The 11006-nt window shown below is 68.2% G+C and carries 13 protein-coding genes; 2 read left to right on the top strand and 11 right to left on the bottom strand.

Annotation, left to right across the window (positions count from 1 at the left end):
- The 11 genes from ACE3Q3_RS20365 to ACE3Q3_RS20315 all read right to left on the bottom strand — a co-directional run.
- On the bottom strand, window positions 1-2065 hold a 2065-nt coding region (locus ACE3Q3_RS20365), incomplete at its 3' end, for a tetratricopeptide repeat protein (RefSeq protein WP_374449076.1).
- Between the two features lie 458 nt (window positions 2066-2523).
- The gene (locus tag ACE3Q3_RS20360; RefSeq protein WP_374449075.1) at window positions 2524-3747 is read right to left on the bottom strand and encodes an NnrS family protein; all 1224 of its coding nucleotides are present in this window, start codon (window positions 3745-3747) and stop codon (window positions 2524-2526) included.
- Entirely contained in the window at window positions 3744-4091 is a 348-nt protein-coding gene (locus ACE3Q3_RS20355) for a group III truncated hemoglobin (RefSeq protein ID WP_374449074.1), read from the bottom strand. The genes ACE3Q3_RS20360 and ACE3Q3_RS20355 overlap by 4 nt, the downstream gene beginning before the upstream one ends.
- Window positions 4088-4840 (bottom strand): cbb3-type cytochrome oxidase assembly protein CcoS, encoded by a 753-nt coding sequence (ccoS, locus tag ACE3Q3_RS20350; protein ID WP_374449073.1) that lies wholly within the window; start codon window positions 4838-4840, stop codon window positions 4088-4090. Before ccoS ends, ACE3Q3_RS20355 begins: the two co-directional genes overlap by 4 nt.
- Window positions 4837-5622: a DUF2189 domain-containing protein gene (locus tag ACE3Q3_RS20345; RefSeq protein ID WP_374449072.1), complete on the bottom strand. Its 786-nt coding sequence runs from the start codon at window positions 5620-5622 to the stop codon at window positions 4837-4839. The genes ccoS and ACE3Q3_RS20345 overlap by 4 nt, the downstream gene beginning before the upstream one ends.
- Window positions 5623-5634: 12 nt before the next feature.
- On the bottom strand, window positions 5635-5787 hold the full coding sequence (locus ACE3Q3_RS20340; RefSeq protein WP_374449071.1) for a hypothetical protein: 153 nt from the start codon (window positions 5785-5787) through the stop codon (window positions 5635-5637).
- Between the two features lie 35 nt (window positions 5788-5822).
- Window positions 5823-6701, bottom strand: coding sequence for a cytochrome-c oxidase, cbb3-type subunit III (gene ccoP / locus ACE3Q3_RS20335; RefSeq protein WP_374449070.1), 879 nt, complete (start codon window positions 6699-6701; stop codon window positions 5823-5825).
- Window positions 6702-6704: 3 nt separating this feature from the next.
- Window positions 6705-6875, bottom strand: coding sequence for a cbb3-type cytochrome c oxidase subunit 3 (locus tag ACE3Q3_RS20330; RefSeq protein WP_374449069.1), 171 nt, complete (start codon window positions 6873-6875; stop codon window positions 6705-6707).
- A 4-nt stretch (window positions 6876-6879) separates the two neighbouring features.
- The gene (ccoO, locus tag ACE3Q3_RS20325; RefSeq protein ID WP_374449068.1) at window positions 6880-7611 is read right to left on the bottom strand and encodes a cytochrome-c oxidase, cbb3-type subunit II; all 732 of its coding nucleotides are present in this window, start codon (window positions 7609-7611) and stop codon (window positions 6880-6882) included.
- Between the two features lie 3 nt (window positions 7612-7614).
- The gene (gene ccoN, locus ACE3Q3_RS20320) at window positions 7615-9270 is read right to left on the bottom strand and encodes a cytochrome-c oxidase, cbb3-type subunit I (RefSeq protein WP_374449067.1); all 1656 of its coding nucleotides are present in this window, start codon (window positions 9268-9270) and stop codon (window positions 7615-7617) included.
- 20 nt (window positions 9271-9290) lie between these two features.
- Window positions 9291-9737, bottom strand: a complete 447-nt coding sequence (locus tag ACE3Q3_RS20315; RefSeq protein ID WP_374449066.1) for an Rrf2 family transcriptional regulator — start codon at window positions 9735-9737, stop codon at window positions 9291-9293.
- A 189-nt stretch (window positions 9738-9926) separates the two neighbouring features.
- On the opposite strand from ACE3Q3_RS20315, the gene ACE3Q3_RS20310 reads away from it, so the two are divergent.
- On the top strand, window positions 9927-10559 hold the full coding sequence (locus ACE3Q3_RS20310; RefSeq protein WP_374449065.1) for a helix-turn-helix domain-containing protein: 633 nt from the start codon (window positions 9927-9929) through the stop codon (window positions 10557-10559).
- Window positions 10556-11006: VWA domain-containing protein (locus ACE3Q3_RS20305; protein ID WP_374449064.1), on the top strand; the 451-nt coding region annotated here is incomplete at its 3' end. The genes ACE3Q3_RS20310 and ACE3Q3_RS20305, both read left to right, overlap by 4 nt.

The raw sequence follows: 11006 nt of genomic DNA, 5'->3' as shown, positions 1-11006 counted from the left end.
GGACCGTGTCGTACCCCTCCGCCTGCCCCGACCGGAGCAGCCGCAAGCGGTCACTTCGGCGCTCCTCCCGGACGCGGTCCGCCTCTTCGCGCTCCCTCCTCTCTTGCTCGAGTTGCGCCAATCGCTCCTGTCGCCGGCGTTCGCGCTCCGCCCGCTTGGTTTCCTGCCAGGATGCCAACTCGGCCATCCGGAACTCGGCAATCGCTTCGAGATCCCCACAGGGCAACGGCCGGCATCCCTCGTAGCCCAAGCGAGAGACGAGGAAGAGCGATGCCGAGGATGTCGTCGGAGTGCAGTCGCGAAACCGCCGCGATCGAATACCCATAGCCGACAGAAGGCGGTCGTCGAGGAAGTCGCCCAGTCCGTCCTCGTCCCGCTTCAGCTTCGGTCGAAGCGCCGGTTCGATGCATGGCTCGTAGGAATCGGCGACGCGCAGCGTTCCGGACAGCGACCGCTCCACGCCCTTGCCGTCGTCGCTGCCGCGGGTGTTGAAGATCACCAGGATGTCGTTGGGGTCGCCCTCGCTGCGCACCCGCTCGACATGCGCACGCCGACGTTCCTCGGCCTCCGCGGCGGCCAGTGCCCGGGCCTCCATTTCCCTGCGCTGTCGCGCCTCGGCGTCGCGCTGTTCCTGAAGCCGCGCGTCCTCCTCGCGTTGTTTTTCGATGCGTGCGGCCTGGATGGAGAGACGCTCTTCGGCCACTTCTCGTGCGGCCCGCAAGGCCACCTCAGACTCGTTGGCGAGCTTGGCCAGATGCTGTTCGGCGGGCTGGTAGTCGCGCAAGGCCGCCATCTTGTAGAAGCGAATGGCCACATCCACGTCTTCCGCCACCCCGCGCCCCCGCTCGAGCATACGTCCGAGGTCGAACATCGCCGCCGGGCGCTCCTGCTCGGCTGCTCGCCGGAGCCACCGTACCGCCGCCACATCGTCCTGCTCGAGGCCGCGGCCATCGCGGTACAGTCGTCCGAGGTTGTGCTGGGCGACGGCCCGGCCCTGCTCGGCCGCCAGCCGGTACCAGCGGGCCGCTTCGGCAGGATCACGCTTCACGCCTCGACCGTTCTCGAACAGGAAGCCCATCGTGTTCTCGGCCACCGACAGCTGATAGTTGGCGGCTTCACGAACCAGCCGCGCACCCTCCCCTTCGTTCTTCGGTACCCCCTGTCCCCGCATGTGGGCCCAGCCGAGGCTGTAGATGGCATAGGGATACTGGCGCACGACGGCGCGGCGATACCATTCCACCGCTTCCTCGAAGCGCTCGGCCTTGTCCAATGCGAGCGCGTACTGGAGCTGCAGCCGCGGCGATGAGGGATAGGTCGCGAGCGCGGCGGCGCAAGCGGGAATAGCCCGTTCAGCGTCGCGGTCCTTGCGCTCGACCGGGTCGGCAATTCGCAACGGATCATCCGGATGCGCGGTCAAGACATCGCAGTCGGTGCGCGGTGCGTCTTGCAGCGATTGCGCTCTCAACCGCGCATGGACGGCAGCGATCAGAGCCGTCCGTGCGGCAATGTCTCGACGCTCCTGCAACTCGGCCTGCCGTTGCTCGGCCTCGCGGGACACAGCTTCTCGTTGTTGCGCTGCGAGATATTCCTTCTGCCGCTGTTCCTCGACTGTCTCTGCCGCGCGCTGGCGAAGGTCCGACAACAGCTTCTCGGCGTAGGGTGTGACCAATGTCGGTTGCAGCGCGTTCCGGGTCGCCTGCCAGGACGGAGTTCCGCCGCAATAGGTGATCAGACGCTCGGCGATGAACCGTTCTTTCGCCCATGCCAGAGACACTTCACGGCAAACCTGCCCGTCGGTCCCCCTTCCCTGGCGCAGGATGACCACGGTGCCGGTGAGTTGTCCGGACGAAAACGCGATGGGGTCGTGCGGACGGCCGACCGTCAGGAGCCGCTGCATATGTGGCCGGATTGCCGCGATATCGGTGCCGTCGAGCGTGTCGGTCCCCACCACGAAGGGCGACGACGGCCCTTGCGACCGCGCGGCCGATGGAAGACCTGTCGTGGCGGCAATCGCGCACGCCACCACAACCACCTGCCAGAGCGCGGCGACTCTGCACGCTTTCATCGCGCAAACCTCTCCCGGGCACAACGAGAAGCAACGTGACCACAGGTCGACTTGACCGGTCAATCTGTGCGCATGTCGACAAGAGCTGCCGCCGACGCAAGGCATAGAGTCGACCTCGCGCAACTGCCGTGTTCCGGCGACCGGGCCTCGGCCAGCCCGACAAGCGATCCTACGGTCCACCTCGTAAAGACGGACTACCGCCGAGATCGCCTCGCGCACGGCCGGGATCTGAGTGTCGAATGCCTGGAGGGGCTCCAGTCGTGGCACGGATAGCCGGATCGGCATCAACCGACCGCGACGGCCGGCGACAAGAACCAGTGCCCGTTCAGGCACGTCCCGGAAGCAGCCGTTGAAGGGTTCCGCACACGTGTGCCGCCGACGTTCCTGGCAGAATTCGGGATCCAATGGTCGCTTGGACGACGCGCAGCGATACTCGCGGCTACCCCCATGCGGTATCGCTACGACGCCCGGGCAAGCCGCAGCAGCATGCCGCCGTACCGGATGCCATAGCCGAAGAACGCCAGCATCCAGCATGTCGCGGACAGGTAGAGGATCCAGGTGACGTCGGGGATGAACCCGGCGACGATCCGCAAGACCGCGGCCAGGACGATCGCGAGGTAGATGAGGGAGGTCCAGAGATCCGCCTTGAGCGCGCGACCGGTATGGCCGAGGGTCGCCCGGGTCATGACGGCGAGCGTCATCGTGCCCATGGTGCCAACCCCAAAGGCGTGGACCGCCGCAATCGCAGGGACGTGCGCCGGAGCCAGCGTGGCAAGGCCGGCCAGAAGGAAGCCGGTCGGCAGGAAGAGATAGGCGACGTGCAGGATCAGCACGAGCACGTCGGGGCCCGTGCGGTCCCCCGCCCAGCGGGCCAGCCGGACGAGGTTGAGCGCCGCAGCCGCGACCAGTGCGTTACCCGACACCGTGCTGTCCGGAACGACCGTCCAAAGCAGCAGTGCGACCGTCGACAGCGCGATCGTCACCCCGTCGAAGCGGCCGAAGGGGGCCGGCAGCCTGCCCGGGATCTCGCGAGCGAGCCAGTTGCGGGTGAAGCTCGGAATGATGCGACCGCCGACGATCATGATCAGCACCAGGACTGTCGCGATCGCCAGCCGGCCTCCGTAGAAGCTCGTCCCGGAGAGCCCGGCTTCGACATGGAAGAGGACGTTGGCGAGGAAGAAGAGCGTGACCGGCGCCAGCATCTTCAGGTTGCGCCAATTGCGCCCGGCAACGATCTCCTTCGCGGCGGCGGCGGCCAGGGCGGCGAGGAACAGGCAGTCGACAATCGCCGCCGCGACCCAGCCGATCTCCCCGGAAACGAGGACGGCGACGCGCCCGGCGAGCCACAGCAGGACGAGCGCCAGCAGCGGCAGGCCGCGCACCGGAAGGCGCCCCGTCCAGTTCGGGATCGCGGTCAGCAGAAAGCCGCCTACGATCGCGGCGACGAAGCCGAACATGGTCTCGTGGACATGCCAGTCGAGCGGCGAGAACGCGCTCGCGAGTTCGATCAGGCCGTGGAGCAGCGGCAGCCACGCCAGGATGATCAGCCCCGCGTAGAACGCACCCAAGAGAAAGAACGGCCGAAAGCCGTGGGACAGGACAGCCGGGAATTGTCGTGCGGACGGGGTGCCGGGCGCGGCGCGACGGGCGCCACCGACCGCCCCCTTGGCTGAAGCGGTCATGACAACCCCTCCCGGGCAATCGGGTGGATCGAATGGGTAGTGCGCAAGGCTCGGTCCATCAAGAGCGATGCCACCTCCGGCGGGCAGTACGCGCGGACGGTCGCCTCGAACAGGGCGAGCCAACGCCGGAAATGTACTTCGGCGACGCCCGGTATGACGAGGTGCGGAGGCAGTGACCGACCCACGTAGCGGCCGGTGCGGAGGAGCGTCGCCGACCAGAAGTCGCACATCTTCGCCAGGTGTCCCGGCCATGCGGCGGGCGCGACCGCGGCGTCGAACAAGGCCCCCAGGAGGTCGTTCCGGCGGACCTCGGCATAGAAGCCCTGCACGGCCGACCGGATCATCGCTTCGTCGAGGATCGCGGCCAGCGGCTGGCGGTCGACCAGGACCGCGCGGTCTGGGGCGGGTCGACTCTTGATCGATCCTTCCCTTTCAGTACGGCGGGGCCGGCATCGGCGCGATCGGCCTCCGGATCGTGGAAGATCCACTCGGCGGCTCCCGGGAGGTCGTCATACTGTCCCCTCCGCAGCGACCAGAAGAAGGCGGCGAGCGCGATACCGCCAAGCACCAGCGCCAGCGGAACGAGGAAGACCAGACTGTTCATCGGCCGGATTCCATCGCCACGCCGAACCCGGGCGGCCGCGGGGCTGCGGCCGGAAGGCCCGTCCCGAGCGGTTCGCGCGCCCCGGGCAGAGAGGAAGAAGATGCGCCCGGAATAGACGAAGCAGGGCAGCGCCAGCGCGGCGGAGATCCAGTGGAAGGCGAGACGGGTCTCCGCGTCGGCGCCCGACCACACCGACACCGACAGCAGCATGAAGTTCATCGACGCGAAGCCGGCGACCGCCAGCGCGCGGATCAGGCGCCCGAACTCCGGGTCCGCGCGGTCCTCGACGGCCTCCGACAGGTGGCCGGGAAAGCCCAGGGCGTCGAGCGCCGGCAGCAGGTCCGGCGGCCGTGTGCCGTGCCATGTCACGCTGGCGCCCCATATCAACAGGTTGTGGACGCCCGGCACCGACAGTTCGGTCCGGTAGCGCCCCTCGCCCAGCGCCCGGCTGGCCAGCCGCGTTTCATGGCCGGCCGCGGTCCGGTTCATTGGATGGCCCGGTAGCTGTGCCAGGTCGCGTGGCCGAGCAGCGGAAACACCACGATCAGGCCGAGGAGTCCGGTCGCCACGCCAACGAGGAAGAGGACGAGCACGATCGCGCCCCAGGCGAGCATGACCGGCATGTTGTTCCAGACCATCGAGATGCTGGTGCCCATGGCCGTGAAGGCGTCCGTCCGCTGGTCGAGCAGCATGGGGACGGCGAACGTGCTGACGGCGAAGGAGAACGCGGCAAAGAGACCGCCAACCGCTGTGCCGACCGCCAGCATCCCCCAGCCCTGCGGCGTGGTGAGGAGCATCGCGACGACGCCGTCGAGGCCGGGGAACGGCCTCAGTCCGAAGAAGAGCGCGTAGATGAGGACGGCCGCCCGCATCCAGGCCAGCATCAGCAGCCCGAGGATCGAGCCCGTGAACCAGACCTGCGCGCCCGAGGCCGGCCGCACGAGGATCATCCGCCCGAGGCTGACCGACCGCCCCTCCTCGATGTCGCGGCTCTTCTGGTAGAGGCCGATCGCGACCAGCGGCCCGACGACCATGAAGCCGGCCAGCGCCGGAAACAGGATGTAGTCCAACTGGAGCCGGAACAGGCCCCAGACGATGCCGGCCGAGACCGCGAAGACCAGCAGGCCGTAGGCGAGGCTCGGCCTGGCATTGTGCCACAGGTCGCGCCAGCCCTGGCCGAGCCAGACGAACGCCGCAGCGGCCGGCAGGTTGCGCCGGCGCTGGGCCGCCAGTGTCAGCGCGGGGCCGGCCGCGTCCTCGATGGTTCCCATGGTGGCGCTCCCTCAACAGGCCGATCGGGCGGCGCGGAAGCTGCCGCCTTCGCCCGGCAATCTGGCGTGCGGCACGCAGTCCGGCTGCGAGATGAGCGCCACATGCACGAGGTGGGTATTGGCTGCGACGAGCAGCGCTGCACCGGCGATGACGACCGTCGCCACCAGGAGGCGCCAGCGGGCCCGCGGTGACCGGCCGCTCACCGGGCGTCGCCCTGCAGCGTGCGGACATAGAGCGCCAGCATCCGGATCTCCGCCGGCGACAGGCGCCCCTGCCAGTGGGGCATATGGCCCTGCCGACCGCCATGGATGCTGGCGAATACCGACTGGGCGTCGCCGCCGTAGATCCAGTGCCGGTCGGTCAAGTCCGGCGCACCGAGGTCGCGGCTGCCTTTCGCTTCGTCCCCGTGGCACGAGGCGCAGTTGGCGGCGAAGACCTCGCGGCCGGCGGCCGTGCGCGCCTGCTCGATATCGCCGAGCCGCTGCCCCGAAAGTGACCGGACGTAGGCCGAAACGCCGAGGATCTGGTCTCTGGTCAGGACGCCGTCGCGGCCGAAGGCTAGCATCTGCGACGTCCGCGTGCGCTCACCCGTGGAGTTGATCCCGACGCGGATCGTGTCGGCCAGCGTCTCCGGATCGCCGCCCCACAGCCAAGTGCCCGACGCGAGGTTGGGGAAGCCGGGACCGCCCGTCCCCTTCACACCATGGCAGGCCGCGCAGTTGTCGACGAAGAGCGTGCGGCCCGTGTCGCGGACGTGCCGCATCAGCCCCGCGTCGGCCGCGATCTCCTCGAAGCTCGCCCGCTCCAGCCGGCCGGTCCACGCGGAGCGGGCTGACGCCGCATCCTGCAGCTGCCGCATGACGACAGCGCGCTGGTCGAAGCCGAGCAGGCCCTTGGTGTAGCTCCAACCCAGCGGCCAGGCGGGCATCAGGATCCAGTAGACGATGGCGAACAGCGTCGTTGCCGCCAGGAAGAACAGGACGACGCGCGGAATCGGCGTGTCGAGCTCCTCGATGCCGTTCCATTCGTGACCGGTCGTGTCACGGCCGGTGACGGGATCGTGCTTCTTCTTTCCCATCGCCTATTCCTTCGGCCGATCGTCGTGGTCGAGAATGCTCTTGCCAGCGCGGTCGAAGCGCTTCCGGTTCGACGGCCAGAAGACGTAGATCAGAACGCCGACCGCCATCGCGATCAGGTAGAAGAGGCCCCAGCTCCTGGCGAAGACGACGAGGGCCTGATGGTCGATCTCCATCGCGTCACCTGCCGGGCGCCGCGGCGACCTTGTGGGCGGCGTCGGTCAGGCGCCCGAGTACCTGCAGATAGGCGACGAGCGCGTCCATCTCCGTGAGCCGGGCGGGATCGCCGTCGAACACCCGGATGTTGGTCGCCGCCCCATAGCGTTCGGTGACGCCGCCCGCCGCGGGGCCGTCGGGATTGGCCTGTGCGTCGGCGTCGGTCACGGCGTTGGCGATCATGGCGTCGGTGTAGGGCACGCCGACCGCACGCTGCGCCGCGAGGTGCTGGCGGAGATCGTCAATCTTGACCCGGTTGCGCTGCAGCCAGCCGTAGCGGGGCATGACCGATTCCAGCACCACGTCGCGGGGGTTGACGAGATGGGCGACGTGCCACGCATCGGAATACTTGCCACCGATGCGGGCAAGGTCGGGGCCGGTGCGCTTCGACCCCCAGAGCATCGGATGGTCGTTGCGCGATTCGACCGCCAGCGAGAACGGCCCATAGCGTTCGACTTCGTCGCGCAGGGTCCGGATCATCTGCGAATGGCAGGCGTAGCAGCCCTCGCGGATGTAGATGTTCCGGCCGGCGAGTTCGAGTGGCGTGTAGAGGCGCATGTCGGGCGCCTCCTCAACCGTCTCGTGGATGGTGAAGAGTGGCGCGATCTCGACGAAGCCGCCGATCGCGGAGACACCGATGATGGCGAGCACGAAGCCGATCGCGCTGCGTTCGAGCCTGCGATGGAAGCCGGGCATGGCTCACCCCCCCGGCTGGAGGTCGGCGCGGGCGGGCGACAGCACCGGCAAGTCGGCGTCGGCCACACCGCGGGCCGGGCGCGCCATGCGGATCGTCATCGCGATGTTGTAGGCCCCGACCACCGTACCGAGCAGAAACAAGAGGCCGCCGACGGTGCGAACGATGTAGTAGGGGTGCATTGCGACGAGGCTGTCGATGAACGAGTAGGAGAGCGTCCCGCTGTCGTTGTAGGTGCGCCACATCAGGCCCTGGATGATGCCCGAGTTCCACATGGCGAAGACGTAGATGACAGTCCCGGAGAGTGCGAGCCAGAAGTGCACTTCGACCAGCCTTGGCGAATACATGCGCTCCTGCTTCCACATCCATGGAACCAGCGCGTAGAATGAACCGAACGTGATCATCGCCACCCAGCCCAGCGCGCCGGCATGGACGTGGCCGACGGTCCAGTCCGTGTAGTGGGAGAGCGAGTTGACGGCACGGATGGCCATGAACGAGCCCTCGAAGGTCGACAGCCCGTAGAACACGGCAGCGACCATCATGAAGCGCAGGGTCGCGTCGTCGCGGACCTTGTGCCAGGCGCCGTTCAGCGTCGCCAGCGCATTGCCGGCCGAGGCCCAGGACGGCACCAGCAGCACCAGCGAGAAGGTCATTCCCAGCGTCTGCACCCATTGCGGCAGTGCCGTGTAGTGCAGGTGGTGCGAGCCCGCCCACATGTACATGAAGGTGATGCCCCAGAAGCTGACGATCGACAGCCGATAGGAGAAGATCGGCCGCTCGGCCCGCTTGGGTAGGTAGTAGTACATCATGCCGAGGAAGCCGGCGGTCAGGAAGAACGCCACGGCGTTGTGGCCGTACCACCATTGCGTCATCGCATCCTGCACGCCCGAGAACAGCGAGTAGCTCTTGGCATGGCCGAGAGAGACCGGCACGGCGAGGTTGTTCACGATGTGAAGCACCGCCACGACCAGGATGAACGCCATGTAGTACCAGTTGGCGACGTAGATGTGCGGTTCCTTCCGACGCCCGAGCGTGCGGATGTAGACGAGGAAGTAGACGACCCAGACGACGACCAGCCAGATGTCGGCGTACCATTCCGGCTCGGCATACTCCTTGGACTGGGTCAGCCCCATCAGGTAGCCGCTGGCCGCCACCACGCAGAACAGGTTGTAGCCGACGAGGACGAACCAGGGGCTGAACTGGTCCGGCAGCCGTGCCCGCGTTGTCCGCTGCAGCACATGGAAGGAAGTGGCGATCAGCGCGTTGCCGCCGAAGCCGAAGATCACGCCGCTGGTATGCACCGGCCGGATGCGCCCGAAGCTCGCCCAGGCCGCGTCAAACGTCAGGTCGGGCCAGGCGAGCAGTGCCGAGACCCAGACGCCGAAGGCCATACCGACGACCGCCCAGGCCATCGCGAGGACGATGCCCGCGCGGGTGGGATCGTCATAGTACTGCGCGAGCCGCTCGGCTCCCGGGGCCGGATCGAAGTAGCGGGCGATGACCGCGAAGATCAGCCCGATGCTAACGGCGAGCACGATGAAGCCGTGCACGCCGAGGGGATCGTTCTGCCCGACGCCGGCCATGGCAAGGCCGCAAGCGGCGAGGAGAACCAGCACCACGAGGGCGAGTTGGCGCTCGGCAAGGGTCAGTCCGGAGGCCATGGAGTTGAATCCCTCCCCGCTCACGCCGCAGCGCCGTCGATCCCGAGCAGCGGCATCAGCGCCGGCCCCTCATGGATGATGTCGGCCAGGGAGTATCGGTCGAGGACGGCATGGAACGCATTCGTCGCCTCGACCACCATTCCCTTCAACCGGCAGGCCCGGACGATCCGGCAGCGGGCGCATCCCGGCTCGAGGCATTCGACCAGCGCGAAATCCTGCTCGATCGCGCGGACCAGCGCGCCGATATTGATGCGCTCGGGCGGCACCGCAAGCCGGATGCCGCCCGCGCGACCACGCGCCGTGATGACGTATCCGAGATCGCGCAGGCTCTGGGCCACCTTCAGCAGGTGGTTGCGCGACAGACCGTAGGCCGTCGCCACCGCATCCACCGTGCAGATCCGGTTCGGCCGCAGCGCCGCATAGATGAGCATCCGCAGGGCGTAGTCGGTGTGGCGTGTCAGGCGCACGGCGTCGGCTCCCCTGCCGCCTCTAGCGAACGCCCGGACAACGCGATCGAGAGAGACGCCGGCACCATCGAGAACGACAACAGATTCGACATGGAGGCACGATATCGAAAAAGCAGTATCTTGAATACCTCTTTAATTCGGGCTGGCGCAAACCCCTTCGCCCGACTGCGCCATTAGCATAACGACATCTTGACATGTCGCGAATGCAATACCACTTTCCGCCCCGTGATTGCCGAACCCACCCTCGCCGAACTTGCCGCCGCGTCCGGCCTGCAACCGCGGACGATCCGATCCTGGGTCGCCCAGGACCTGCTGCCGGCCCCGCTCAATCGCGGTCCGGGTGCCCGCTATCCCGCCGACATGCTGCAGCGCCTGCTGGCGATCCGCGCCATGCGCGACCTCCTCGGCATGCCGCTGGCCGCGATCCGGCAGGAACTCCTCGTCGCCAGTGCCGAGCGCATCGCCGAGTACGCCGCCAAGGCCGGAGCACTGACGCCGGAGCCCGGTTCCAATATCCAGGCAGCCGCGTCCGGAACCGATGCCGTCAACTACATCCGGCGACTGCAGCGGGAGGCCGCCGGGCCGACCGTGGCCGCCTCCCCCTCTCCGCCATCGACCGGGCTCGACGCGCTTGAGCAGGCGCTAGCGGCGCGGGCCGCCGACCCTGCGCCGCGGCGGGCGCGCGCGGAGGAATGGTGGCGGATCCCCATCACGCCCGACATCGAGATCACGGTCCGCGGGCGCCTCGATGCCGAACGGCGCGCGCAACTCGAACGCTGTGCCGACATCATCCGCGACATCCTGCTCGGGAGGAACGCATGAACCGCCGTCCGATCCCCGCTCTCCGGCTGACGCTCGGCCTCGATCGTGCCCTCGCGTGGCACCAGGGCGGCAGCGTCCGCCACGCCGTCGCCGAACTGCGCGCGGAGGGCGGAAGCACCGTCCTCGAGGGCCCGGCCCTCAACCTCGCGCTGGCGATCGACGTCTCCGGATCGATGGCCGGCGAGAAGATCGAGGCGGCACGTGCCACCGCCCGGCAGGTGGTGGCGGCACTGACGGCACGCGACCGGCTGACGCTCGTCACCTTCGACCACGAGGCGGCCGCACTGGTCGACGCGCGCCACATGGACGCCGACGGCCGGCACATCGCCCTGGCGGCGATCGATCGCCTGCGGGAGCGCGGCCAGACCAACCTCTGGGCGGGATGGCTCCTCGCCGCGGAGCGGGTCGCGCTGGCGATGGATGCCGATCCGCGTGCCTCCCATCGCG

The sequence above is a fragment of the Allostella sp. genome (assembly GCF_041913585.1).
Lineage (GTDB): Bacteria > Pseudomonadota > Alphaproteobacteria > ATCC43930 > Allostellaceae > Allostella.
Note: the sequence above shows the minus strand (reverse complement) of the source record. Positions and strands in the feature narration are given on the sequence as shown.